The organism is Frigoribacterium sp. VKM Ac-1396 (assembly GCF_015350895.1).
GTDB lineage: Bacteria > Actinomycetota > Actinomycetes > Actinomycetales > Microbacteriaceae > Frigoribacterium.
The window spans coordinates 687,144-711,905 of sequence record NZ_JADKSD010000002.1 but is presented as its reverse complement, the minus strand read 5'-3'; the positions used below and the strand labels follow the sequence as shown (position 1 = coordinate 711,905).

Annotated in this window: 21 protein-coding genes and 1 tRNA gene; 6 read left to right on the top strand and 16 right to left on the bottom strand. The window is 71.6% G+C overall.

What is annotated here, in order from left to right:
* Window positions 1-52: 52 nt before the first annotated feature.
* A complete protein-coding gene (locus ITJ55_RS10395; RefSeq protein ID WP_370544117.1) occupies window positions 53-1,453 on the top strand; it encodes a class II fumarate hydratase in 1,401 nt (466 codons plus the stop codon).
* Window positions 1,454-1,846: 393 nt separating this feature from the next.
* Here the strand turns inward: ITJ55_RS10395 and ITJ55_RS10390 are convergent, their stop codons facing one another.
* From ITJ55_RS10390 to ITJ55_RS10370, 5 genes are all read right to left on the bottom strand, one after another.
* Window positions 1,847-2,497 (bottom strand): hypothetical protein, encoded by a 651-nt coding sequence (locus tag ITJ55_RS10390; RefSeq protein WP_194595287.1) that lies wholly within the window; start codon window positions 2,495-2,497, stop codon window positions 1,847-1,849.
* Window positions 2,498-2,733: 236 nt separating this feature from the next.
* The gene (locus tag ITJ55_RS10385; RefSeq protein ID WP_194595286.1) at window positions 2,734-3,837 is read right to left on the bottom strand and encodes a hypothetical protein; all 1,104 of its coding nucleotides are present in this window, start codon (window positions 3,835-3,837) and stop codon (window positions 2,734-2,736) included.
* Between the two features lie 978 nt (window positions 3,838-4,815).
* Window positions 4,816-6,159: a PhoH family protein gene (locus ITJ55_RS10380; protein WP_370544153.1), complete on the bottom strand. Its 1,344-nt coding sequence runs from the start codon at window positions 6,157-6,159 to the stop codon at window positions 4,816-4,818.
* Between the two features lie 283 nt (window positions 6,160-6,442).
* Window positions 6,443-7,570: an aminotransferase class V-fold PLP-dependent enzyme gene (locus ITJ55_RS10375; protein WP_194595284.1), complete on the bottom strand. Its 1,128-nt coding sequence runs from the start codon at window positions 7,568-7,570 to the stop codon at window positions 6,443-6,445.
* A 198-nt stretch (window positions 7,571-7,768) separates the two neighbouring features.
* The gene (locus ITJ55_RS10370; RefSeq protein WP_370544116.1) at window positions 7,769-8,557 is read right to left on the bottom strand and encodes an isoprenyl transferase; all 789 of its coding nucleotides are present in this window, start codon (window positions 8,555-8,557) and stop codon (window positions 7,769-7,771) included.
* A gap of 85 nt (window positions 8,558-8,642) precedes the next feature.
* Between ITJ55_RS10370 and ITJ55_RS10365 the strand changes: the two genes are divergently transcribed.
* Complete coding sequence (locus ITJ55_RS10365; protein ID WP_194595282.1) at window positions 8,643-9,383, top strand: hemolysin III family protein; 741 nt, start codon at window positions 8,643-8,645, stop codon at window positions 9,381-9,383.
* A 58-nt stretch (window positions 9,384-9,441) separates the two neighbouring features.
* Here the strand turns inward: ITJ55_RS10365 and ITJ55_RS10360 are convergent, their stop codons facing one another.
* Window positions 9,442-9,837, bottom strand: a complete 396-nt coding sequence (locus ITJ55_RS10360) for a hypothetical protein (RefSeq protein ID WP_194595281.1) — start codon at window positions 9,835-9,837, stop codon at window positions 9,442-9,444.
* A complete protein-coding gene (gene mca, locus ITJ55_RS10355; RefSeq protein WP_194595280.1) occupies window positions 9,834-10,724 on the bottom strand; it encodes a mycothiol conjugate amidase Mca in 891 nt (296 codons plus the stop codon). The genes ITJ55_RS10360 and mca overlap by 4 nt, the downstream gene beginning before the upstream one ends.
* A gap of 69 nt (window positions 10,725-10,793) precedes the next feature.
* Here mca and ITJ55_RS10350 point away from each other — a divergent pair, with 69 nt between their 5' ends.
* Both ITJ55_RS10350 and greA read left to right on the top strand, forming a co-directional pair.
* A complete protein-coding gene (locus ITJ55_RS10350; RefSeq protein WP_370544115.1) occupies window positions 10,794-11,216 on the top strand; it encodes a DUF4307 domain-containing protein in 423 nt (140 codons plus the stop codon).
* 142 nt (window positions 11,217-11,358) lie between these two features.
* A complete protein-coding gene (gene greA, locus ITJ55_RS10345; protein WP_194595278.1) occupies window positions 11,359-11,850 on the top strand; it encodes a transcription elongation factor GreA in 492 nt (163 codons plus the stop codon).
* A 722-nt stretch (window positions 11,851-12,572) separates the two neighbouring features.
* Here the strand turns inward: greA and ilvA are convergent.
* Together ilvA and ITJ55_RS10335 are read right to left on the bottom strand one after the other, a co-directional pair.
* Window positions 12,573-13,811 (bottom strand): threonine ammonia-lyase, encoded by a 1,239-nt coding sequence (ilvA, locus tag ITJ55_RS10340; RefSeq protein ID WP_194595277.1) that lies wholly within the window; start codon window positions 13,809-13,811, stop codon window positions 12,573-12,575.
* Window positions 13,804-14,985 carry an AI-2E family transporter gene (locus tag ITJ55_RS10335; RefSeq protein WP_194595276.1) on the bottom strand — a complete coding sequence of 394 codons (1,182 nt, stop codon included), beginning with the start codon at window positions 14,983-14,985 and terminating at the stop codon, window positions 13,804-13,806. The genes ilvA and ITJ55_RS10335 overlap by 8 nt, the downstream gene beginning before the upstream one ends.
* 132 nt (window positions 14,986-15,117) lie before the next feature.
* On the opposite strand from ITJ55_RS10335, the gene ITJ55_RS10330 reads away from it, so the two are divergent.
* Window positions 15,118-16,389 carry a winged helix-turn-helix domain-containing protein gene (locus ITJ55_RS10330; RefSeq protein WP_370544114.1) on the top strand — a complete coding sequence of 424 codons (1,272 nt, stop codon included), beginning with the start codon at window positions 15,118-15,120 and terminating at the stop codon, window positions 16,387-16,389.
* On the opposite strand, the gene ITJ55_RS10325 is transcribed toward ITJ55_RS10330, so the two are convergent.
* Window positions 16,386-17,294 carry a M48 family metalloprotease gene (locus ITJ55_RS10325; RefSeq protein WP_194595274.1) on the bottom strand — a complete coding sequence of 303 codons (909 nt, stop codon included), beginning with the start codon at window positions 17,292-17,294 and terminating at the stop codon, window positions 16,386-16,388. The genes ITJ55_RS10330 and ITJ55_RS10325 overlap by 4 nt on opposite strands.
* Window positions 17,295-17,323: 29 nt before the next feature.
* Window positions 17,324-17,905 (bottom strand): LemA family protein, encoded by a 582-nt coding sequence (locus tag ITJ55_RS10320; RefSeq protein WP_194595273.1) that lies wholly within the window; start codon window positions 17,903-17,905, stop codon window positions 17,324-17,326.
* A 353-nt stretch (window positions 17,906-18,258) separates the two neighbouring features.
* Between ITJ55_RS10320 and ITJ55_RS10315 the strand changes: the two genes are divergently transcribed.
* Window positions 18,259-20,367, top strand: a complete 2,109-nt coding sequence (locus tag ITJ55_RS10315; RefSeq protein WP_194595272.1) for a hypothetical protein — start codon at window positions 18,259-18,261, stop codon at window positions 20,365-20,367.
* A gap of 275 nt (window positions 20,368-20,642) precedes the next feature.
* Here the strand turns inward: ITJ55_RS10315 and ITJ55_RS10310 are convergent.
* The 5 genes from ITJ55_RS10310 to ITJ55_RS10290 all read right to left on the bottom strand — a co-directional run bounded on the left by ITJ55_RS10310 (window position 20,643) and on the right by ITJ55_RS10290 (window position 24,729).
* Window positions 20,643-20,716: transfer RNA gene (locus ITJ55_RS10310), tRNA-Leu, on the bottom strand.
* 97 nt (window positions 20,717-20,813) lie between these two features.
* Window positions 20,814-22,325, bottom strand: coding sequence for an FAD-dependent oxidoreductase (locus ITJ55_RS10305; RefSeq protein WP_194595271.1), 1,512 nt, complete (start codon window positions 22,323-22,325; stop codon window positions 20,814-20,816).
* 39 nt (window positions 22,326-22,364) lie between these two features.
* On the bottom strand, window positions 22,365-23,612 hold the full coding sequence (locus ITJ55_RS10300) for a S8 family serine peptidase (protein WP_370544113.1): 1,248 nt from the start codon (window positions 23,610-23,612) through the stop codon (window positions 22,365-22,367).
* A gap of 5 nt (window positions 23,613-23,617) precedes the next feature.
* Entirely contained in the window at window positions 23,618-24,175 is a 558-nt protein-coding gene (locus tag ITJ55_RS10295) for a DUF501 domain-containing protein (protein ID WP_194595270.1), read from the bottom strand.
* Window positions 24,172-24,729 (bottom strand): septum formation initiator family protein, encoded by a 558-nt coding sequence (locus tag ITJ55_RS10290; protein ID WP_194595269.1) that lies wholly within the window; start codon window positions 24,727-24,729, stop codon window positions 24,172-24,174. Before ITJ55_RS10290 ends, ITJ55_RS10295 begins: the two co-directional genes overlap by 4 nt.
* Window positions 24,730-24,762: the final 33 nt, after the last annotated feature.

Sequence of the window (24,762 nt, the reverse complement as noted above, 5' to 3'; positions counted from 1 at the left end):
CCCTCGACGGGCGCAGCAGCCCGGCAGGGCCCGAGGAAAGGACCACGACGTCGTGACCACATCCGAGACCGACTACCGCATCGAGCACGACACCATGGGCGAGGTGCGCGTGCCCGCGTCGGCTCTGTACCGCGCCCAGACGCAGCGTGCCGTCGAGAACTTCCCGATCAGCGGGGCCGGGCTCGAGCCGGCCCAGATCGTCGCGCTGGCCCGCATCAAGCGGGCGGCGGCCGTCGTCAACGGTGAGATGGGCATCATCGGGCAGCCGATCGCCGACGCGATCGTCTCGGCCGCCGACCAGATCATCGGCGGCAGCCACCACGACCAGTTCCCGGTCGACGTCTACCAGACCGGCAGCGGCACGTCGTCCAACATGAACATGAACGAGGTGCTCGCCACGCTGGCCGGCACGGTCGACGGGGTCGCGGTCCACCCGAACGACCACGTCAACGCCTCGCAGTCGTCGAACGACGTGTTCCCGACGTCGGTCCACGTCGCCGTCACCGGGGCCCTGCTGCACGACCTCGTGCCTGCCCTCGACCACCTGGCCGCCGCCCTCGAGGCCAAGGCATCCGCCTGGTCGGACGTCGTCAAGGCCGGCCGGACGCACCTGATGGACGCGACCCCGGTCACCCTGGGTCAAGAGTTCGGCGGCTACGCCCGCCAGATCCGCCTCGGCATCGAGCGGGTGCAGAGCGCCCTGCCCCGGGTCGCCGAAGTCCCCCTCGGCGGAACGGCCACGGGCACCGGCATCAACACGCCCCTCGGCTTCCCGCAGCGGGTGATCGCCGCCCTCGCCGACGACAGCGGCCTGCCGGTGACCGAGGCGCTCGACCACTTCGAGGCCCAGGGGGCGCGTGACGGGCTCGTCGAAGCCTCGGGGGCCCTGAGGGTGCTCGCCGTCAGCCTGACCAAGATCAACAACGACATCCGGTGGATGGGCTCCGGCCCCAACACGGGCCTCGGCGAGCTGCACATCCCCGACCTGCAGCCGGGCTCGTCGATCATGCCGGGCAAGGTCAACCCGGTCATCCCCGAGGCCGTGCTGATGGTCTCGGCCCGCGTCATCGGCAACGACGCGACCATCGCCTGGGCTGGTGCGTCCGGCGCCTTCGAGCTCAACGTCGCGATCCCCGTCATGGGCACGGCGTTGCTCGAGTCGATCCGCCTGCTCTCCAACGCCACACGCGCCCTGGCCGACAAGACCGTCGACGGGCTCGAGGCCAACGTCGAGCACGCCCGTGCCCTGGCCGAATCCTCACCGTCGATCGTCACGCCCCTGAACCGGGTCATCGGTTACGAAGCCGCGGCGAAGGTCGCCAAGCACGCCGTCGCCCAGAAGCTGACCGTCCGCGAGGCCGTCGTCGACCTCGGGTTCGTCGAACGGGGCGAGGTCACCGACGAGCAGCTCGACACCGCGCTCGACGTGCTCAGCATGACCCACCCCGGCTGAGTCAGCCTCACCGGCCGACCTGGGTCGCGCGCTCGCGATCCACCCGATGCATCGCTTCGGGGGCCCTCGAGGAGGCGCAAATCCGTTGCTGACGGACGCGCGCCTCCTCGTCGCCCCAGCTGACCAAGTCCATCGCCAGGTCGTCACCTGGCCGGAAACGCGGCCGCCCCGGCTCGGCTCGACGCCGTCGAAGACTCCGACCTGGTCGTCAGCCCCGAGACGGTGACCAGCTCCGATGCAGACGCCAGCTCCGATCTGGTCTCCGACCCCGAGCCGGTGGCCAGCTCCGACCGGTCGCCAGTCCCGATCCGGCCGCCAGCACCGAGCCACGGCGGGCTCGGCCCACCCCGCGGCGTCGCCTGCTCGGCTTCAGGACTCGTCGCCTGGCAGGTCTCAGGACGGTGTCGAGCCACCGACGAGCGTCGCCAGCACCGGACGAGCGACGACCACCGCCCAGTAGGCCCCGAGCAGGCACGGCCCGAAGGGCACCCCCGCGGCGACCGAGGTCGGTTCAGCACCCGGCTGCGGGCGACGCAACCTGATTCGCACCGTCCTGGCCATGGCCGACACCACGCCCGACGCCCCTGCGAGTCCCCACAGACCGAGCAGGGCGATGCCGCCCCACGGCGAGACGAGGCCGGTCAGCAAGGCCCCGAGCTTGACGTCGCCCATGCCCATGCCCCCGGCGAGCGCCATGACGACCCCAGCCAGCGCCGTGACGGCCACGAAGCCGATGCTCCTGACGGCCAGGCCGACGTCGCCTACGGCCAGCGACACGACGATCGACGCTACCCACGCCACGGCGACGACGCCGACCAGGACGTTCGGAAGACGGCGCTGCCCGACGTCGATCCGGACCAGCGCCGGCGTCACGGCGGCGACACCGAAGCACCCCATGAGCGTCGCCGCGGCCGGATGCGGAATCAGGTCGGCGTCCATGTGGAGCGGGCCGCCGCCACCCGCAGTCACGCTGCACGCCACGACGGCCGACGCCGTCAGCCCGATGACGATCAGGGCTTCGCGGGCCTGGTCGTGCTCGGTCACGTGGCCGACGCTCGGGGGCGCCCCGTGCCGTGCTCGCACCGCTGCGTCGACGGATGCCGCCTCGCCCGTCTCGGACGCCTTGCCCGTCCAGGACACCTTGCCCGTCCCGGACGCCCGGCCTGGCTCGGACGCCCCGCTCGTCCCAGACGAGCGGCCCGTCTCGGACGCCCCGCTCGTCCCGGACTCCCCGCTCGTCCCGGACTCCCCGCCCGGCGTGCCCGGCTCGCCCGTCACGCTCACGGGGCCTCAGGCGCCCGGAACGGTCGCTCGACAGGCCCACGGACCTCTCCGATCGTCGACGTCTTGCCGACGGCAGTCGAGACCGCACGAGACGACGTCACCCTGGTCGGTCGGACGAGGTGCCACGGACGTCGCCCGCGTGCACGGCGGACGCCAGGATGGTGGACCTGTCCGCGGAAAACCAGCACGCGCCTCCGGGGACGTCTCGCCTCGTCGAGCACGGTTCGGACGGCGGCGACGAGGAGCGGCCGATGATCGCGCACCATCTCGTAGCTCGCCCGGAGGGCCGTTCGGCCCCGGATCGTGATCGCGAGGTCTTTCATCCGGTCGGCGTCGAACGTGTCACCATGCCAGCTGCGACCGTCGAGCTCGAGTGCGACGACGCCGTCGACGACGAGGTCGATGCGACGGCGGTCCCCCGGGCCGACCCGCACCTGACTGTCGACGTGATGCCCCAGGCGGGCGAAGGTCACGCGCACCACGCTCTCGATGAAGCTCTCGCATCGGGGGTCCACCCATTCGACGATGCCTCGGACGTCCGAGGGCGCCGCAGCGAAGGCGGCGTGCAGACCGGGCATCGAGAAGTGCCCGGTCGCGAGGGCCCAGTCGAGGAGCGCCACGGCCTCGTCGAGCGGCGCCGCCACGACGGCGTCGACGAGGGCCGTGCGGAGGGGCACCGCCCAGGCCGACCGCATCGCGTCCTCCCCGGCGTGCTCGTCGTCGCCGTCGAGTGGGGACGCCGGTCCGTCCAGCGGACGCGGCGGCACGAGCCCGTCCGCCCGCCAGAGCACGCTGGCTCCGCGCCGCGGCCGCAACCGGGACGCCGTCGGAGCCACGACGACGGTGACCGGCGGCACCGACCACATCCAGGCCCCGAGAAGTGCCAGGAGTGCCGCCCCGGTCAACCTCCCTCCGATGCGCACGGCCTCGTGCCGGGCGTCACCGGGCGGGAACGTCGTGTACCAACCCCGCCGCGGGCGGTGCAGGTGCGCCGACCGCACGGCTGCGGTCAGCATCCGGTCGGTGGCCCCGAGGGCGACCAGATCGCGTTTGTGCAGGACTCCGCCTGCCTGTCGGACGTGGGTGGCGATCTGCTGCATGTCGACACGATGACTCGACCCGCACCTCCTCCGGGGCCCGTACCGACGCTTCGTGGAGAACAGCGCCCCTCCGCGGCCTGAGGACGAGTCGTGACGGGTGCCGGCCGCTCCCGCGGCAGCCGCCCCGACCCAGGACTCGCAGCAGCGGCCCCGACCCCGAACTCGCGGCGGCTTCCCCGACCCCGGACCCACTGTCGCCTTGATGCACCCGCCGTCGCCACGCCCGCCCCACCTGCGCCCGCCCCTGCGCCCGCCCCTGCCCCTGTTCGTGTTCGTGTCACTGCCGGCAAATCAGGAGATCGCCCTCCTCGGGGGGCGCCTGCATCCACGGACGAGGTCGATCTCCTGACTTGTCGGCGCATCGGACTCCGACCGTCTCGTGCGTGCTGTCGTCGAAACCTCGCTGCGAGGGCGCGTCGAGCACTGATGTCATCCCGGCCTCGAGCTCGTCCCGACGTCGGAAAGTCAGGAGAAAGACGGCGTCATCGGGCGGTCGACGCCGCGAGCGTGCCGATCTCCTGAGTTGCCGACGACGCCGGGTCGGTCAGCGGACAGGTGGGCCGTGGGGGCGCGCGAGCCTCGGGCAGCGGTCAGCTGTCAGCTGTCAGCTGTCAGCTGTCAGCTGTCAGCGAGCCTCGGGCAGCGAGCCAGCGGTCAGCAGGCAGCGAGCCAGCGGTCAGCAGGCAGCGGTCAGCGGGCAGCGGGCAGCGGTCGGATGGTGCAGGGACGCGTGGGCCAGGCGCGGCGGGCCCTGCAGACGCCGGGACCGACACCAACGCCGACGCAGAACAACAGGGAGCGCACACAGGAGGCGCGGGCCGGGCAGCCCGTTCTTCCGTCGGACACGCAGGAGGCGCGGCCCGGGCAACCCACGCTTCCGGCGGACACGCAGGAGGCGCGGGCCGGGCAACCCGCGCCTCCAGGCCGTCCGCACGCAGGAGGCGCGGGCCAGGTGACCCGCGCCTCCTGCGGCATCGGCTAGGCCAGGTCGTTCGACTCGAGCATCTCGGTGACGAGTGCCGCGATGGCCGACCGCTCGGAGCGGGTCAGGGTCACGTGGCCGAAGAGCGGGTGGCCCTTCAGCGTCTCGATGACCGAGGCGACCCCGTCGTGACGACCGACGCGCAGGTTGTCGCGCTGGGCCACGTCGTGGGTCAGCACGACGCGCGAGTTCTGGCCGATGCGGCTGAGCACGGTCAAGAGGACGTTGCGCTCGAGCGACTGGGCCTCGTCGACGATGACGAACGCGTCGTGCAGCGACCGACCGCGGATGTGCGTCAACGGCAGCACCTCGAGGATGCCCCGCTCGACGACCTCGTCGAGGACGTTCTGCGACACGATCGCCCCCAGGGTGTCGAAGACGGCCTGCGCCCAGGGGTTCATCTTCTCGCCGGCGTCACCGGGCAGGAACCCGAGGTCTTGACCGCCGACGGCGTAGAGCGGCCGGAACACCATGATCTTCTTGTGCTGCTGCTTCTCGAGCACGGCCTCGAGCCCCGCGCAGAGCGCCAGTGCCGACTTGCCGGTGCCCGCACTGCCGCCGAGCGACACGATGCCGACCTCGTGGTCGAGCAGCAGGTCGATGGCCAGCCGCTGCTCGGCAGAGCGACCGTGCAGCCCGAACACGTCACGGTCGCCGCGGACGAGGCGCGCCTCGCCCCGCGCGACGACGCGTGCGAGTGCCGACCCTCGCTCGGAGTGCACGACCACGCCGGTGTTCACGGGCACGTCGCCCAGAGCCCGGCTCGACAGTCTCTCGGTCTCGTAGAACGAGGCCATCTGCTCGCTCGAGACGTCGATCGAGGTCTGCCCCGTGTAACCGCTGTCGACGACCTGCTCGGCCCGGTACTCTTCGGCCGCCAGGCCGATGGAGGCGGCCTTGACCCGCAACGGCAGGTCTTTCGAGACCACCGTGACGGCGAGCCCGTCGGCGGCCAGGTTGGAGGCGACCGCCAGGATGCGCGAGTCGGCGTCGTTCAGCTGCAGGCCCGAGGGCAGCACGGACATGTTCGAGTGGTTGAGCTCGACGCGCAGCGACCCCCCGTCGCCGACCGCCACGGGGAAGTCGAGTCGGTCGTGTTTCACCCTGAGGTCGTCGAGCAGGCGGAGGGCCTGGCGGGCGAAGTACCCCAGCTCGGGGTCGTGACGTTTGCCCTCGAGCTCGCTGACGACGACGACGGGCAGAACGACGTCGTGTTCGGCGAACCGGAAGAGCGCCTGGGGGTCGGACAGCAACACCGAGGTGTCGAGCACGTAGGTGCGTTGGGCGACCGCCTGGTCACCCCCCGTGGCTGATGCGGTGTTGCGTTCGGTTGAGGTGATGTTCGACGCGGTCACGACCACTCCGTCCTCGGGCGACTGGGCACCCGGGTACCTTCGGCAGAGACGGCCGCGGAGCAGTTGCGAGGCGAACTTTCGTGGCCGGCTCGATCGGGCGCCTTGCCCGATGTGACGAACCTACGACGCCCCTCCGACATCCGCATCACCGACGCGACCGTGTCGTGTGACGATCAGGTGAACGACCCTCAGGTGCTTGTCGAAGGTCGACGCGGCAGGGCACCGCGGCACCGCAGCACCGCAGCACCTAGGCCGCCCTGGCCACCCCTCAGTAGAAGACGGTCGTCCCGAACGAGGTGAACGCCCCTCGCAGCATCTCGAACGACTCGTCCCCCGTCGAGACGTGGACGCTCAGCCGCACGGTGGTGTCGCGCACGGTCGCGGTGACCCCGTGGTTGATCAGGGCGGCCGTCAGCGTCGTCATCTGGTCGAGCGCGGGTTCGAGGACGACGATGCCTGCGCGTTCCGACACGTCGCGGGGCGAGACGACCGGCACCGCGAACTCGTCGGCGAGGTCGATGACGCGCGTCGCCCGCTCGGCCACGGCTCGGGAGACGGCGGCGACCCCCACCTCGGCGATGTCCTCGAGCGCCGTGGCGAACCGGGCCTGAGCGATGGGGTCGGGGTTGGTGACCTGGAAGGCGGCCGCGCCGGGCCGGGTCGGCTGGCGACCGTGGTACGACCCACCGAGGACGAGGTCGCTGCCCGCGACGCCGCTGAAGACGGGCGTCAGCGCGGACAGGGCCCGGTCGCTCAGCGCCAGGAACCCCGTGCCCCACCCGGCGCGGACCCACTTCTGGCCGCCCGAGGCGACGACGTCGGCCACGGCGTAGGGCGCGTCGACCACGCCGAAGCCCTGGATCGCGTCCACGATCAGCAGCCGGTCGCCGATGACCTGGCGGATGCCGTCGAGGTCGACGAGGTAGCCCGTCCGGTAGTCGACCAGGCTGACGGCCACGGCCGTGACCGAGTCGGTCAGGTGTCGCTGCACGACGGCCGGCGTGACGACGTCGTGGTCGAGGTCCATCCACACGGGCTCGAGCACGCGCAGGGCCTCGGCCGAGCGGGTCGCGGCGACCGGCATGCTCGGGTAGTCGCGCGGTGACATCAGCACCTGTCCGGTGAGGCCGAAGAGCGTGTGCGTGAGCCCTTCGCTGGTGTTGGGCTGGAAGACGACGTGGTCGGGAGCGAACCCCACGAGCGACGAGATGGCCCGGCCGACCCTCCCCGACTGCTCGGTCAGGGCGATCTCGGAGCCGAACCGCGCCCTGGCCTGGACCTCGACCAGCGACCGCTGCTCGTCGGCGACGGCGGTCGAGATCGGGCCCCACTTCGCGAAGTCGAAGTATCCGGGTTCGTCGGAGTACCCCGAGGCGAGGTCGTCGATGGTCTTCACGGTGTTCTCCTAGGCGGCGGTGACTGCACCCACCGTAGTGCCGTCCGCGGGCTGCCGACCCGCGCCTCCTCGTCCGCGGCGGCCGGCGACTGCGGAGGACGGCACGCCTGGCGCCGTCAGGAGGCGCGGGTGCGGTCGGACTCCTGAGTGGCCGACACCGGCGCGGTCACCACGACCGCGACCGGCTCCGAGCCGGCGTCAGCTGCCGTAGCGGCGGTGTCGCAGCGCGAAGTCGCGCACCGCCCGGAGGAAGTCGACCTCGCGCAGGTCGGGGTAGAACGCCTCGACGAAATAGAACTCGCTGTGGGCGCTCTGCCACAGCATGAAGTCGCTCAGCCGCTGCTCGCCCGACGTACGGATGACGAGGTCGGGGTCGGGCTGGCCGCCGGTGTAGAGGTGGTCGGCGATGAGTTCGGGGGTGAGCACCTCGGCCAGTGCGTCGAGGGTGCCCCCGGCGGCGTCGTGCGCCCGGACGATGCTGCGCATGGCGTCGGCGATCTCGCGGCGACCGCCGTAGCCGACCGCGAGGTTGACGTGCAGCCCGCCCTTGTCGGCCGTCCGGGCCTGCGCCTCGCGCAGCGCCGAGCACAGGGCCGGGGGCAGGTCGTCTGTCGCGCCGACGTGCTGAACGCGCCAGTCCCGCTGGTGCGAGAGCTCGTCGGCGACGTTGCCGATGATGCCGAACAGTTCGGTCAGCTCGTCGGACTGCCGGTTGCCCAGGTTGTCGGCCGAGAGCAGGTAGAGGGTCACGACCTTGATGCCGAGGTCGTCGCACCAGGTGAGGAACTCGCTGATCTTCGCGGCACCGGCCCGGTGCCCGTGCGCCGCCGTCTCGAGCATGCGCTGCTTGGCCCACCGGCGGTTGCCGTCGACGATCATGGCGACGTGGTGCGGCAGCTCTTGACCGTCGAGGCTGCGGCGAATGCGGTTCTGGTAGAGGCCGTACAGGACTCCCCTGGCGAGGGGGGAGGGACGACGCTTTTTCACAGGGCTACGGTAGCCCACGGTCGGCCTTCCACCGAGCCGTCGATTCTCAGCCAGCCCTCTCGGCCGCTCCCCTAGGCTCGGCCCCATGAGCAGCCCCACCGACGGTGATCGCTCGACCCTCGGGGCCGACGAACCCGAGATCCCGAACCTGCCGTTGCTCGACGACGCCCTTGCCTACTCCTCGATCGAGCGCAAGCCGACGTGGCGCGGCTGGATCCACGCGGCCACGTTCCCGGTGGCGATCGCCACGGGCGTGGTGCTCGTCGTCCTCGCCCAGGGCGTCGCGGCGACCTGGGCCTGCGCCGTGTTCATGACGACGTCGCTGCTGCTGTTCGGCATCTCGGCGACGTACCACCGGTTCCCGTGGAGCCCGAACGCCAAGCGCTTCCTCAAGAGGCTCGACCACGCCAACATCTTCCTGTTGATCGCCGGCACCTACACGCCGATCGCCGTCATCGCCCTGCCGCCCTCGAAGGGCTTCACCCTGCTCGTGCTGGTCTGGACGGGTGCCGTGCTGGGCATCCTGTTCCGCGTGTTCTTCCTCAACGCGCCGCGGTGGCTGTACGTGCCGCTGTACGTGCTGCTCGGGGTCGGAGCGCTGGGCTTCGTCGTCGACCTGCTCAAGGCGAACGTCGCGATGATGGTGCTCGTGCTCGTCGGTGGTGCGCTCTACATCGCCGGTGCTGTGTTCTACGGCATCAAGAAGCCGAACCCCGTGCCTGGGCACTTCGGGTTCCACGAGCTGTTCCACACCATGACCGTGCTGGCGTATCTCTGCCACTGGACGGGCATCCTGCTCGTCACCCTCGACCCGCCGACCTTCTAGACCGCGGTCGTCCGAGCCGAGGAGGCACGGGTCGCCACCCCGGCGCCGGTCACCCCGGTCACGAGTCGCGGTCGCGCCTCCTGCGGTCGGCGTCGTCGTCGTCGTGGGGGTGACCGTTGTCGCCGTAGCCGTCGCCGTCGCCAGCCCGACGGTCGGCGTCGCCGGGCAGTTCTTCGTCGTCGAGAGCCGCGGCGGCGAGGGCCGCCTCGTCACGCTCGGCCTGGATGCGTTCACGCACCTCGCCGCGGTAGCGGGTGCGGCGGACCCGGCGGGTCATGTCGACCACGATCAGCACGGTCGCGATCGCCACGAAGGCGATGGCCACGAAGCCCCACACGCCGGGCGTGACGGCCTCGTCGGGGATGGTCGACGGCGGCAGGGTCGGGTCGGGCGTCTGCGGCTGGGCCAGCAGACGGGTCGTGACCGTCAGCACCGAGTCGGTCAGGGCGCTCATCGCTGCACGCCCGTGAGACCGGTGTCGGGGTCGGTGACCCCGGCGAAGAGGTCGTCCTCCGGCAGCTCGGACCCGACGGTCGACTCGACCAGCTGGAAGTCCTCGGTGGGCCAGGCGGCCACCTGCAGCTCGTGCGGCCAGAAGAAGAACGCGCTGTCGAGCGGCACCTGGCTGGCGTGGGCCCGCAGGGCGGCGTCGCGCACGGGGAAGAAGTCGGACACCGGCACCCGGGTCGTCGCCAGGTCGGGCCGGTCGCTGAACCGGGCCAGCATCTCGGTCAGCGACTCGATCAGCGGAGACTCAGGGTCGCTCTCGCGCAGGTGCGTGATCATGGCGCCGATGCGGCCGGCGCTGAACATGCGGTCGTAGTAGACCTTCTCGATCTGCCAGGCGTCACCCGTGGCCGGGTAGCGCGCTGGGTCGGAGGCGTCGCGGTAGGCGGCCATCGAGATCTCGTGGGTGCGGATGTGGTCGGGGTGCGGGTACCCGCCGTTCTCGTCGTAGGTCACCAGCACCTGCGGCTTGAACCGTCGGATGATCGCGACGAGCGGCTCGGCGCTGATCTCGAGCGGGATGGTCGCGAACGAGTTGACCGCGACCGACTCGCCCTCGGCGGGCAGCCCCGAGTCGGCGTAGCCGAGCCAGAGGTGGTCGATGCCCATGGCCACCTTCGCCGCCGCCATCTCGTGCACGCGAAGCCCGGCGATGTCGCGTTCGGCGTGGCTGCGGGCCGCGAGCTGCTCGTTCAGGATCGACCCCTGCTCGCCACCCGTGCAGCTGACGACGAGGACGTCGACGCCGAGGCTGCGGTAGTAGGCGTAGGTCGCCGAGCCCTTGCTGGACTCGTCGTCGGGGTGGGCGTGGACCGCCAGCAGGCGCAGGGTCAATTCTTCCTCGCAATGTGTGCCGGGCAGACGTTGCTACCCTGAGGACAGCTTAATCGGACGGAGATCCGCGTGACGTCCACGCCCCGTGTCACCCCACCCTCTGCGCGCCTCGACGCCCGGTACGGGCGCTCCCCGCGTGGGCGGCGGCGCCGTCTGGTCGTGAGCCTCTCCGTCGCCGTGGCCTTCGTGGTGGTGTTCGCCGCATGGGTCGTCTTCGCCGCGTTCGACGGCACCTCGTCACAGCTCGAGTCGGCGGACGTCGGCTACCAGGTGACCTCCGACCGGGCCGTCGAGGTGCAGTACACCGTGACCGCCGACACCGGCCGGGCCGTCGACTGCGCCGTCGAGGCCCAGAACAGCGGCTTCGCCGTCGTCGGCTGGAAGATCGTCCACCTCCCCGCGTCCGAACGGCGGTCGGTGACCTACACGACCTCGCTCGCCACCTCCGAGCGGGCCGTCACGGGCTTGATCTACCGGTGCTGGCTTCCCTAGACTGCTCGGAATCGCACGACGAGACCGGCCACTCGGCCGGTCTCCTTTTTTCGGTGGGCGACCTCGCCCCGGCTCCCGGCACCGCGCCTCCTCGGCTCCACGTGCCCGTCCGGGTACGACCGCCGCACGAAACGGAGACACCATGAGCACTGACAACGAGACCACCTGGCTCACCACCGACGCCCGCGACCGTCTTCGGGCCGAGCTCGACACCCTCAGTGGCGAGGGGCGTCGAGAGATCGCATCGCGCATCGAGGCCGCCCGCGAAGAGGGCGACCTCAAGGAGAACGGCGGCTACCACGCCGCGAAAGACGAGCAGGGCAAGATGGAGGCGCGCATCCGCACGCTGACCAACCTGCTGAAGCACGCGACGGTCGGCGACTCGACGGCGGCCGACGGAATCGTCGGGCCCGGCACCGTGGTCACGGCGACCATCGCCGGCGACGAGAGCACGTTCCTCCTCGGCAACCGCGAGATCATCGCCGCTGGCAGCGACCTCTCGGTCTACAGCGAGACCAGCCCGCTCGGCCAGGCCATCAACGGGGTCAAGGTCGGCACGACGACCAGCTACACCGCACCCAACGGCAAAGACATCTCGGTCTCGGTCACGAAGGTCGAGACCTACCAGCCGTAGGTCACGTGACGAAGGCCCCCGCTCGACAAGGGCGGGGGCCTTCGTCGTCCTCCGGGCGAGTGCCCAGCGACGGGCCGCGGCCGGACAGTGCCCGGCAGCGGCCCGCGGACCGTTCGGGCGTCCTAGCGTCCCGCCGTGCGGCCGCCCGGCCGCCCCGCCGCCCTGGACTGACAACTCAGGAGAACGACGCGACCGCCGGACCCCCTGCGCCCGCAGTGCGCCGTCCACCTGAGTTGCCGACGCGACCGACGTCCCCCGAGCTCCCGCCAGGTGACGAGTCGTCCCCCGGCACCTCGCGCCGGGCCCCTCCGACAACTCAGGAGAACGACGCGACCGCCGGACCCCCTGCGCCCGCAGTGCGTCGTCCACCTGAGTTGCCGACGCAGACCGACGCCCCCCGAGCTCCCGCCAGGTGACGAGTCGTCCCCCGGCACCTCGCGCCGGGCCCGTCCGACAACTCAGGAGAACGACGCGACCGCCGGTCCCCCTACGCCCGCAGTGCGTCGTCCACCTGAGTTGCCGACGCAGACCGACGTCGCCTTTCCTCGCACTGCGGCCATCAGCCGGAGGCGCGGGCCAGGTGGGGAGGTGCGAACAGGGTCACGCGGCGCGAGCAACGTCACGAGGCGCAGGCAGGGTCACGCGGCGCACGCAGCGTCAGGAGGCGCTGGCCGGGTCACGAGGAGCGGTCGCCGTCGCGGTCGCGGTCGCCCAGGGACGGCTCAGAAGTCGACGTTGGGTTCGTACCCGGCGTCGCGTAGCCGCTGCAGCACCTCGTCGACGTGGTCGGGCCCGCGGGTCTCGATGCTGAGCTCGAGTTCGACCTCGCTGATCTGCAGCCCCCGGCCGTGGCGGGTGTGCAGCACCTCGACCACGTTGGCGTTGGCGTCGGAGAGCACCTCGCTGACCCGCGTCAGTTGACCCGGGCGGTCGGGCATGCCGATGCGCAGCTTGACGTACCGGGCGGCGGCCGCGAGGCCTCGGCCGATGACGCGCTCCATCATCAGCGGGTCGATGTTGCCGCCGCTCAAGATCACCACGGTGGTGCCCAGGTCGCGCACCTGCTCGGTGAGGATCGCGGCGATGCCCACTGCTCCGGCTGCCTCGACGACGAGTTTGGCGCGCTCGAGCAACACGAGCATCGCGCGGGCGGTGTCGTCGTCGCTGACCGTCACGATCTCGTCGACGGTCTCGCGGATGATCTCGAAGTTGAGCACCCCGGGCCTCGCGACGGCGATGCCGTCGGCGATCGTGGGCTGCGCGTCGATGTCGGTGCGGACGCCGAGCTTCATCGAGACGGCGTACGGGGCGGCGTTGGCGGCCTGCACGCCGATGATGCGGACGTCGCGACCCGTGAGCGCGGCGCTCTGCTTGAGGGCGCTGGCCACACCGGCCGCGAGCCCACCCCCGCCGACCGGAACGATCACGGTGTCGACGTCGGGGACTTGCTCGAGGATCTCGAGGCCCAACGTGCCCTGGCCTGCGACGACATCGGCGTGGTCGAACGGCGGGATGAACACGGCGCCGGTGGTGTCGGCGAACTCTTGCGCGGCACGGAGGGACTGCTCGACCGCGTGCCCGCGCAGCACGACCTCGGCACCGTACTGCCGGGTCGCCTGCAACTTCGGCAGGGCGACGCCCACCGGCATGAAGATCGTCGCCGTGATGCCCAGTTCGCGGGCGGCCAGGGCGACGCCCTGGGCGTGGTTGCCGGCCGAGGCGGCCACGACGCCGCGGGCCTTCTCGTCGTCGGACAGCTGCGTCAGGCGGTTGTAGGCCCCGCGGATCTTGTACGAGCCGGTCCGTTGCAGGTTCTCGCACTTGAGGTGCACGGGTGAGCCGAGCACGTCGGCGAGGTACTGCGAGGTCTCCATCGGGGTGACGCGGACGACCTGCGAGACGCGTTCACGCGCCTCCTCGATCTCGGTCAGGGTGGGACCTGCCAGGGTGCGGTCAAACATCGGTGAGGCCTCCGGGTCGGGTGACGTCGTTCTCGACGGGGCGAGGCGTCTCGCGCCAGGTACCCCTCGCGACGTAGGTGATCATGACGTTCAGCACGGCCACGAACGGCACCGCGAAGAGGGCCCCGGGGATTCCGGCGACCAGGGTGCCGGCCGCGACGGCGAAGACGACGGCCAGCGGGTGCACCTTCACGGCGCTGCCCATGACGAACGGCTGCAGCAGGTGCCCTTCGATCTGCTGCACGACGATGACCACGGCGAGCATGAGCAGGGCGACGACCCAGCCGTTGTAGACGAGCGCGATGACGACGGCGATCGCCCCGGTCGCCACGGCACCCACGACGGGCACGAACGACCCCAGGAACACCGCGATCGCGATCGGGGCCACGAGGGGCAGCCCGAGGAAGAACGCCCCCAGCCCGATGCCGACGGCGTCGACGAACGCGACGAAGATCTGCACCTTGACGAAGTTCGTCAGGGTGAGCCAGCCGGCGCGACCCGCGCCGTCGACGGCAGGACGCGACGCCCGGGGGAAGAGCCGGACCACCCAGCGCCAGATCTCGGCACCACCCACCAGCAGGAAGATCGTCGCGAAGAGGGCGAGCACGAGCCCTGCCCCCACGTGGCCCGCGGTGGACCCCACCGACAGGGCACCCCGCACGAGCGGCTGGCTGTCTTGCTGCACCGCAGCCACCGCGTCGGACAGGTAGCCGTTGATCTGCCCCTCGGTGAGGTGCAGCGGCGACGTGAGAAGGAAGTCCTTGAAGTCGCCGTACGACGCGACGGACCGGTCACGCAGGGACGGCCAGCCGTCGACGATCTGCAGCACCACGAGCACGACGAGGCCGGACACCACGACGAGGAACCCGACGAGGACGGTCACGATCGCGAGCCCCTTCGGCCACCGGTGGCGCTGCAGCCAAGCCGACAGCGGCACGAGCAGGGCCGAGACGAGCAACGCGACCAAGAACGGGATGACGATGACCCGCAACTGCGTGACCAGCCAGACGAGCACGCCGGCCACGGCGACGAGCAGCAGGATGCGCCACGACCAGGCCCCCGCGATGACCATGCCCCGGGGCACCGACGGGTCGGCGACGGGGCCGGCCGTGCGGGTGCCCGCCACGTCGCCCCGCGTCTCAACGCCGCTCGTGGGGCGGTTCCGCCAGATCATCGCGTCAGTTTATGGCCCAGGAGGGCGCCTCACCTACCCGTCCACATGCCCTCACGGGCATGCGACACCTGGGGGCGAGACGTCGACCAGGAGGCGCGGCGCGCGTCGGTGGCCGTCACTACAGTCGTCCGCGTGCCCCGTCAGCAGCTCTCCCCCGCCCAGGCCCGCCGTGTCGCCCTCGCGGCGCAGGGGTTCGGCCGTCCCGTCGACGCCGTGTCGCGTCCGGGCACCCGCCAGCTGAACGCCCTCGTCGACCGACTCGGCCTGCTGCAGATCGACTCGGTGAACGTCTTCGAACGCAGCCACTACCTGCCGGCGTTCGCCCGCCTGGGCTCGTACGACCGGGCCACCCTCGACCGCCTGACCTTCGCTCCCCGGGGCCGGTACGTCGAGTACTGGGCCCACGAGGCGGCCATCGTGCCCGTCTCGACCTGGCCCCTGTTCCGCTTCCGGATGCACGACTACGAATCGAAGTGGCGGGGTGACGCCTCGTCGTGGCTGTCGACGAGCCCCCGCATGGAGCGCTGGCTGCTCGACGAGATCCGCGACAAGGGCCCCCTCCCCGCCAGTCTGGTCGAGGCCGACGCCGCGGTGTTCCCGCGGCCCGACCGCACCGGCCCGTGGTGGGGCTGGGGTGACGTGAAACGCGGTCTCGAGTCCCTGTTCCGGACGGGTGCCCTGGTCAGCGCGGGGCGGCGACGGTTCGAGCGGGTCTACGCCCTGCCCGAGCAGGTGCTCCCCGCCGACGTGCTGGCCGTGGACGTCGACCGCCACGAATCCCACAGGCGCCTCGTGGCCCACGCGGCCCGGGCTCACGGGGTCGCCACGTCCGCCGACCTCGCCGACTACTTCCGGTTGAAGTCCGCCGACGTGGTGCCGGCCCTCCGTGAACTGCACGACGAAGGCGTGGTCGAACCCGTCGTCGTCCCCGGTTGGGGTTCGACAGCGTGGCTGCACCGCGACGCGCGCGTGCCCCGGGCCCTCGAGTCCGACGCCGTTCTCTCGCCGTTCGACCCGGTCGTGTGGCATCGACCACGAGCCGAGCGGCTGTTCGGATTCCACTATCGGATCGAGATCTACACCCCACGCGAGAAGCGCGTCCACGGGTACTACGTGCTGCCCGTCCTGCAGGGCGATCAGCTCGTCGGGCGGGTCGACCTGAAGAGCGATCGTCAGGCGGGGGTCCTCCGGGTGCAGTCCGCCTGGCGTGAACGCGACCTCGCCGTCGACGTCGACCTGTTGGCCGCCACCCTGCGTCGTGCCGCCGACTGGCAGGGGCTCACCTCGATCGAGGTCGAAGGCCGCGGCGACCTCGCCGACGCCCTCCGACCAGCCGTCGCCGGCCCCGTCGAGGCCACCGGGGCCTCCTCGGGCTCCGTCGCCGACGTCGACGCTGCCGGCTAGAACGTCCCGGCGTTCTGTCGCAACCGTGCGATGCGGTCCTGGAGCGGCGGGTGGGTGCTGAACAGGCGGTCCATGACGCCGGGCTTCATCGGGTCGCTGATCCAGAGGTGCGACATCGAGGTGTTCTGCTGACGCATCGGCCGTCCGGACGACCCGACCTTCTCGAGGGCCCGGGCGAGACCCTCGGGGTAGCGGGTCGTGAGGGCGCCGGTGGCGTCGGCGAGGTACTCACGCTGACGCGAGACGGCTGCCTGGACGGCCGCGGCCGCGAGGGGAGCGATGATCATGGCCACGAGGCCCAGCACCAGGAAGACCGGGTTGCCGCCGCCCCCGCCACCACCGTTGGCGTTGTTGCGGTTGCCGCCGGTCAGGGCACTGAAGAACGACATGCGCAGCAGGACGTCGGCGAGGAACCCGACGGCGACGACCAGGCCGAAGACCATCGTCGAGACGCGGATGTCGTAGTTCTTGACGTGTCCGAGTTCGTGGGCCATCACGCCCTGCAGCTCGGCGTCGTCCATGATCTCGAGCAGTCCGGTCGTGGCCGCCACGACGGCGTGATCGGGGTCTCGCCCCGTGGCGAAGGCGTTCGGAGCCGGGTCGACCACCACGTACACCTTGGGCATCGGCATGCCCATGGTGATGCTGAGGTTCTCGACCGTCCGGTACAGCCGCGGCGCCGTCGTGCCGTCCACCTGCTGGGCGTTGCTCATCGACAGGGCCTGACCGCTGGCGGCGAAGTACTGGACGAGTGCGTACACGGCCGCGCCGCCCAGGACGAAGAACCCGATCGACGCGTTGTTCCAGATCGCACTCGCCGCGAAACCGAGGGCCCCGACGATCACGAGGAAGATCAGGACGATGAAGACGGTGTTGCGCTTGTTGCGTGAGATCGCTGAGTACATGGTCTCGACGGGACGCTACGACGTCCGGGTCAGAACTGGACGCGGGGCGGTTCGGCGATCGCCGAGGGCTCGGAGACCTCGAAGAAGTCGCGCTCGGTGAAGCCGAGCCTCTTGGCGAACAGCGAGTTGGGGAAGACCCGGTTCTTGGTGTTGAACTCCCGGACTCCCCCGTTGTAGAAGCGGCGGGCGGCCTGGATCTTGTCCTCGGTGTCGACGAGCTCCGACTGCAACTGCAAGAAGTTCTGGCTGGCCTGCAACTGCGGGTACGCCTCGGCCACGGCGAAGATGCTCTTCAACGCGGTCTGCATGTGCCCCTCGGCGGCCGAGGCCTCGGCCGGCGTGCCGGCGCCGATGGTCTCGGCGCGGGCAGCGGTCACGTTCTGGAACACCGACGACTCGTGCGAGGCGTAGCCCTTCACGGCTTCGATGATGTTGGGGATCAGGTCGGCGCGGCGCTTGAGTTGCACCGTGATGTCACTCCAGGCCTCGTCGACGCGCACCTTGAGCGTCACCAACGAGTTGTAGGTGGCCCAGAGGTAGATGCCGAAGATGACCGCGAGCAGGACGATGATGCCTGCCGCTACCAAGATGCCGATCGTGGCCGGTTCCATGACGTGTCACTCCTAGGTGGTGGGCCGGTGGCGCCGGGGCGCCGGAGGGTCGCGCGCCACCTGGGTCGGGTGGTCGGTGGTCCGAGGGACACTATAAATGCGCCGCATGTGGGGTCCCTGCCCTCCGGCTGATCTCTGAGCCAACTCACGACGACGACGGATCACGGCACGTCCTCCTCGCAGCCGATTGACTTGTACCCCGAGACCGTGCTGAATGGGTGACAGTGTTCGAGTCACCGACCCCGCGATCGACGCGTCCGCCGGCCCCCGTCGCCGGACGCACGCTGGTCGCGCCCGCGCGGCGTGGGCGGCGCGCGGTCTCGACGCTCGTCGCCGTCCTGCTCGGACTCTCGATGGCCTTTTCCGCGGGCGCGGTCGCCCGGGCGGCGGGCGATCCCACCGGCACGCCGACGCCCGAGCCGTCGCTCGGTCAGCCCGGGCCCCGGCCGGTGGCTCCGACCATCCGCGACGTCGGCGACCGAGACGTGAACGACGTCGTGGTCGGTGGCAGCGCGACACCCGGGTCCACCCTCCGGGTGCTCGACCCCCGCGTGCCCAGCCGCGCCCTGTGCGAGGTCGCCGTGCCCACGGGCGGCACGAGTGCCGTCGAGTGGTCGTGCCCGGTGACGCTCGAGGACGGCGCCGACCAGACCCTCACGGTCCGGGACGTCACGAACTCCGCCGTGGTCGACGACGGGGTGAGCGCCGCGTTCTCCGTGCTCGGCCCGCCGACCGTGCGGGGCGGGCCCGCCCTCGGCGGCAAGGTGGGCGGAACCGCGCATCCGGGCGCCCGGGTCACGATCGACGGAGGCGCGGCGCCGGTCTCGGCGACGGCCGACGGAACCGGCGCCTGGTCGGTGGTGCTCCCCGCCTCCTCCTGGCCCACCGGGCGCTACACGGTGCGAGCGACGCAGAGTTCGGCGTCCGTGCCGGCGGTCCCACGCTCGACGGCCTCGGCCGGCGTCTCCGTCTCGATCGACCGCGATGCCCCCGGTGCACCCGTCCTCCTCTCCCCTCGCGACCGCGACCGCATCTCGGTGCAGCCCCTGAGCTTCAGCGGGACGGGAGAGGACGGCGCCACTGTGACCGCATACGTCGACAGCGCCCCCGTCTGTCAGGCGTCGGTGGTCGGCGGTTCGTGGCGCTGCGCGTCGTCCGACGCCGCCCTCGCCGAGGGCGCCCACCTCGTGCAGGTCGCCCAGATCGACTCGGCGGTCAACGTCGGGCCGCCCAGCGCGGGCATCTCGATCACCGTCGCGTCGTCGGCGACGTCCACCGCGCCTCCCGGGTCGTCGGCGGCACCGGTGCCGCCGGCCGGCCCGGGCGCGACGTCGAGTCCGGGCACCCCGGCTGACCCTGGTGCCGGGCCGTCCGGCACCCCCGTTCCCGGTGAGGGGTCAGGAGGCGCTCCCGGCGGCACCGGCGACGGTGGCGGTGGCGGTACAGGAGGGGCGAACACCCCGGCCGTGACGGGATCGTGGGCCGCGGCGACGACCTTCGGCCGTGACCTGCCGACCCTCGGGCAGGCGATGACCGGCGCGGGGCTGCTGCTCGCCGTCGGACTCGCCGCCGCGTTCGTCCTGCTCGTCGTCGCGCCGGCCCGACTGCTCGCCACCGCCCTGCGGGGCCGTCTCCCCCGTCGTGGCCCGCGGCTGACCGGCCGCAACCGGCGCCTCGCACCGCCCACCTCGTTCTCGACCGGGCAACTCGACCCTCGTCTGACCGCCGCCCTCACGATCGCAGCCGGCGCGGCCGTCGTGGGACTCGCCGCCGGCCTCGACGGCCAGGTCCGCTCCGCACGCCTCTTCGCCGGCATCGTCGTCGGGGTCGCACTGGTCAACACCCTCGGCGTCGTGGTGCCGACCCTCGTGACGTCGCGTCTGCTGGGACGCGAGTCGCGGGTGCGGATGTCACCGCGCCTCCTGCTCGTCGCCGTCGTGGCGTGCGCCGTCACGCGCGTGCTCGGCCTGGACCCTCCCCTCGTCCTCGGGGTGGTGCTCGTGGGCGGTCTGGTCGCGTCCTCCACCTCGCGTCACGGTCGCGCCGGCCAGCCGAGCGGCCGTGACGACGGCCTCGTGGCTCTCGCGCAGGCCGGAGCCCTGGTGGTCGTGTCGGCTGCGGCCTGGGCGGCGCACGGGGCCCTGCCGGGCACCGGTGGATTCGCGACCGAGCTCGCCCTCGAGACCAGCGCGACGGTGTGCCTGACGGGGCTGGGATCGCTCGTCCTCGCCCTCGTTCCGGTGGGTTCGCTGCCGGGTCGACGCCTGTGGGCCTGGTCCCGGCCCCTGCACGTCGGACTCACCGTGGTGGGAGTGGGCACGGCCGCCGCGGTGTTCGCGGGCGACCCGTCGTCGTCGTTCCCGGTCGGCGGTGCGGTCACGGCTGCCGTCGTGGTCGCCGGCCTCTGCCTCGCCGTGTGGCTCTGGACGACCTTCGTCGAGGACGATCCGGCCGGCGCCTGACACCCGGCCGACGCGTCGCCTCGCCGCCGACGAGCTGCTGCCGCAGTCGGCAACTCCGGAGAACGACGCGCCCCCGCTCCGATCCGGCACGAGAGACCGCCGATCGCCGGAGTTGCCGTCACCAGCGCGGCGAGTGCCGGTGTTGCCGTCAGCAGCGCGGCGAGTGCCGGAGTTGCCGTCACCAGCGCGGCGAACGCCGGTGGACGAGCACCTCACGGCACCGCATCAGGACGATGCCGGTGGACGAGCACCTCGCCCCGATGCATCAAAGGGAGTGCCCCCGCAGGGACTCGAACCCTGACTGAGGCGATTTTAAGTCGCCTGCCTCTGCCGATTGGGCTACGGGGGCCCGGAGCGACCAGCCTACGAGACGCGGACGCCCGCCGCGCTGCGGGGCAGCGGGCGGGCGTCCGGGTCGTGCTCGACCATCGGTCGGCGAGGAGTGCCTACTTGACGGCGGGCTTTCGGGCGGGAGCCTTGCGAGCCGGCTTCGACGCCGCGTCGCCCCCCTCGGCGGTGCCCTTCTTGGCCGTTCCGTCGTCTTCGACCGGGTTCGCGTAGGCCGGGCCGGCCTCGCCGGCCGGCTGGCCCGCGCCGGCACCCACGGCCGCCGCCGGAGCCTCGGCGGGCGTCTCGACGGCGGGCTTCGGCCGCGAGGCGAACTCTTCGAAGGCCGCACGAGGGCGCTCGCGGTTGTCGAGCGAGACGATGTCACGGCCCAGCCAGAAGTTGTTCCACCAGCCGCCGACGACGCGGAACTTGCGCTCGAACGAGGGCATCGCCATGCCGTGGTAGCCGCGGTGGGCGGCCCAGGCCGGGAACCCCTTCATGGCGAACTTGCCGCTCTGGAAGACCCCGACGTTCAGGCCCAGGCCGGCGACGGCGCCGAGGTTCTCGTGCTTGTAGTCCACGAGCCCCTCGCCGCGGAGCGACGCGACGATGTTCTTCGCGAGGCGCTTGCCCATGCGGACGGCGTGCTGGGCATTGGGGACGCAGAAGCCGCCGACGCCCTTGCCGGTGAGGTCGGGGGTGGCGGCGACGTCACCGCAGGCCCAGGCGTCGGGGACGACGGTCTCGCCGTCGACGATGCGCAGGTCGGCCTTGACGGTGATGCGCCCGCGCTGCTCGAGCGGGAAGTCGGTGCCCCGGACCATCGGGTTGGCCATCACCCCGGCCGTCCAGACGATCAGGTCGGACTCGAAGGACTCACCGGTCGAGAGCTCGATCTTGCCGCCCACGGCCGACTGCAGCTGTGTGTCGAGGTGCACGGTGGCGGCACGCTCGGCGAGGTTCTTCAGCACCCAGTGGCTCGTCTCGAGCGAGACCTCGGGCATGATGCGGCCCATCGCCTCGACGAGGTGGAAGTGCGTGTCGTCGATGGTGAGGTCGGGGTAGTTCTTCAGCAGGTCGCTGGCGAAGCTGCGAAGCTCGGCGAAGACCTCGATGCCGGCGAAGCCGCCACCCACGACGACGACCGTCAGCAGTCGGTCCCGCTCGGGCCCGGCGGGCAGGTTGGCCGCCTTCTGGAAGTTCGTCAGCACCTTGTCGCGGATCGCCGCGGCCTCTTCGATGGTCTTGAGGCCGATGGCCTCGTCGGCCACGCCCGGGATCGGGAAGGTGCGGGACACGGCACCGGCCGTCATGACGATCTGGTCGTACTCCATCGTCCACGCGTCGCCCACCTCGGGCGTGATGGTGGCGGTCTTCGAGGCGTGGTCCACGCCCGTGACCTTGGCCGTGACGACGTTCGTCTTCTTGAGGTGACGACGGAGGGCCACGACGGCATGACGCGGCTCGATCGAGCCCGCCGCGACCTCGGGCAGGAACGGCTGGTAGGTCATGTACGGCAGCGGGTCGACGATCGTGACCTCGGCCTCGCCCGCACGCAGCCACTTCTCGAGCTTCCAGGCGGTGTAGAAACCGGCGTAGCCGCCGCCGACGATCAGGATTTTGGGCACGGCGAATGTCTCCTTGAGGTGGGGGTGTCGCAGACGACCTTACCCCGAGCGCCGTGCCCGCCTGAACTGACGGACCGCCCCGAGGGCGACCAGGGTCGCCGCCCCGCCGAAGACCGTGAAGACGATCAGGGGGATGCCGGTCGAGCGCATGGTCTCGACGGTGGGCAGCAGCACCGCGAGGGGTTGACCCGGATCGGGCACCGGCGTCGGGACGGGAGCCTCGTCCGTCGGGTTCGTCGCCTGCGCCGAGGGCTCGGGCGCGTCGGCCCGACGGTGCACCCTGATCCACTCGGAGAGGTCGCCCATGGGGTTGGCCGTGACCGCGGGCACGGAGGCCGTCACGGCGGCGGCGGCGTCGACGAGCCCGTAGCCGTAGAGGGGATCGGGGGTCGAGTCGCCCTTCGGGGTGGCCGTGGCCACGACCCTGTTGATGACGTCGTCGGCGTCGAGCTCGGGGTGCGCGCTGCGGACCAGGGCCACGATGCCGGCCACCAAGGGGGTCGCGCCGCTCGTGCCGCTCCAGCTGTAGTGGACGTCACCCGGGCCCACGCCGACGAGGTCCTCGCTCGGGGCGGCCACGCCGATCGTGATGCCCTGGCTCGAGGCGTCGAAGCTCGCCGTGCCCTGCCGGTCGACGCCGGCGACGGTGAGCACCCCGGGCATCGTCGCGGGTGCACCGACCTCGGTCGTGCCGCTGCCGCGGTTGCCCGCGGCCGCGACGACGACGACGTCGTGGTCCATGGCGTAGAGGAAGGCGTCGTCCCAACTCGTCGGCCAGTCGAGCGTGTTGCGGGTGAGCGACATGTTGATGACGTCCGCCCCCGCGTCGACCGCCCACCGCACGGCACGGGCGATCTGGTCGTCGGAGTCCACGGCCGACGACCCGAAGCCGACCGAGACCGACAGCAGGTCGGCCTCGGGTGCGACGCCGATGACGCCGTCGCCGGGCCCCGTGCCGCGGCCGGCGACCATCGAGCCGACCAGGGTGCCGTGGTTCGGGTCGTCGCCGACCGGTGTCTGGCCGTCGGCCGAGCCGAGCCCCGACACGTCGGTGCCCCCGACGACGGCGCCCTGCAGTTCTCTGACCGACGAGTCGACGCCCGTGTCGATCACGGCCACGGTCGTCCCCGCACCCCTCGTCGTCTGCCAGGCCCGCTGGATGCCGTAGTCGGAGAGCCAGTACTCGGCGTCACGCACCTGGTCTGCCGAAGCCGACGAGGCGGGCACGACGGCCGCCACGAGCGCCGCCAGGACGGCAACGGCAACGAACCCCCCGGACCGTCGCACGCGCGTCAGGCTCCCCCGCCGATGCCGTCCACGGAGGCCGTCGCCGGCTCGTCGGCGACGTGGTCGGGGCAGCGGCACACGTCGGGGCTCCACGTCGCGCGCTCGAGGGCCAGGTCACCGAACGGGTTGACGCCGGGCCCGGCCGCCAGGGAGTGACCGACGAGCGCGTGCAGGCACTTGATCCGCTCGGGCATGCCCCCGGCCGTCACGTGGTCGATCTCGTCGACGTGTTCGACGCTCTCGCGGTCGGCGAGATAGGACTCGTGGGCGGCGAGGTAGCGTGCCCGCAGGTCGGGGTCGGTCTCGAGCATCGCCGTGAACTCGGCCATCACACCGGTCGCCTCGAGGGTCGACACCGCGGCCGTGGCACCGGGGTGGCACAGGTAGTAGAGCGTCGGGAACGGCGTGCCGTCGGTCAGGCGGGGCTTGGTGGCCACGACGGTGGGCGCGCCGCAGACGCAGCGTGCGGCGATGCCGATGACGTCGCGGGCCGGACGGCCGAGCTGGGCCGTCACCACGCGGACGTCGTCGTCGGTCACGGGGTCGAAAGGGGGCCTGGTCACGGCGTGCCGCCTGTCTGGTCGGAGGTCGCGGCAGGCACCTGGCTGCCGCTGATGTCGGGGGCGACGAGTTCGGTCGCGGGTTCGTCGCTCAACCCGGCGTCGAGGACCGAGGCGGTCATCGCCGCCACCCAGTCGACCTGGGGGGTCTGCAAGGAGTCGCTGATCGTCGTGCCGGTGCCCGGAGCCGTGCCCGGGGTCTCTGCCGCGTCGTCGCCCATGACGAGGTAGCTGTACTCGCCGGGGTAGACGTAGAGGAGGCGATCTCGGGCCTGCGCCTCGATGTACGCCGGGTCGCTCCACCGGGCGACGTCTTCTTTCAGCTCGTCCACCGACTGCTCTTGCTGCTCGACGTCGTCCTGCAGGGCGGCGATCTGCTGCTGCTGCTGGATCAGGGTGCGCAACGACGGCGCCAGGATGACGACGAACATGACGAGGATCACCAGCATGAGCACGCTGAAGCCCGAGAACCGGATGCTGCGCAGCCAGTGGCCCGTCGGCGTCTCGCCGGTCGGCAGGGTCACCGGCACACGGCGGTTCGAGGTCTCACGGGGCATGCCACGAGCCTAAACGACGTCTCTGGGGAACGA

Excerpts from the sequence above, each read along its gene's own strand:
- ITJ55_RS10385 (WP_194595286.1), bottom strand. The coding sequence starts at position 3,837 with ATGCAGCAGATCGCCACCCACGTCCGACAGGCAGGCGGAGTCCTGCAC.
- ITJ55_RS10365 (WP_194595282.1), top strand. The coding sequence starts at position 8,643 with ATGAGCAGCCCCACCGACGGTGATCGCTCGACCCTCGGGGCCGACGAA.
- ITJ55_RS10360 (WP_194595281.1), bottom strand. The coding sequence starts at position 9,837 with ATGAGCGCCCTGACCGACTCGGTGCTGACGGTCACGACCCGTCTGCTG.
- greA (WP_194595278.1), top strand. The coding sequence starts at position 11,359 with ATGAGCACTGACAACGAGACCACCTGGCTCACCACCGACGCCCGCGAC.
- ilvA (WP_194595277.1), bottom strand. The coding sequence starts at position 13,811 with ATGTTTGACCGCACCCTGGCAGGTCCCACCCTGACCGAGATCGAGGAG.
- ITJ55_RS10335 (WP_194595276.1), bottom strand. The coding sequence starts at position 14,985 with ATGATCTGGCGGAACCGCCCCACGAGCGGCGTTGAGACGCGGGGCGAC.
- ITJ55_RS10325 (WP_194595274.1), bottom strand. The coding sequence starts at position 17,294 with ATGTACTCAGCGATCTCACGCAACAAGCGCAACACCGTCTTCATCGTC.
- ITJ55_RS10320 (WP_194595273.1), bottom strand. The coding sequence starts at position 17,905 with ATGGAACCGGCCACGATCGGCATCTTGGTAGCGGCAGGCATCATCGTC.
- ITJ55_RS10315 (WP_194595272.1), top strand. The coding sequence starts at position 18,259 with ATGGCCTTTTCCGCGGGCGCGGTCGCCCGGGCGGCGGGCGATCCCACC.
- ITJ55_RS10290 (WP_194595269.1), bottom strand. The coding sequence starts at position 24,729 with ATGCCCCGTGAGACCTCGAACCGCCGTGTGCCGGTGACCCTGCCGACC.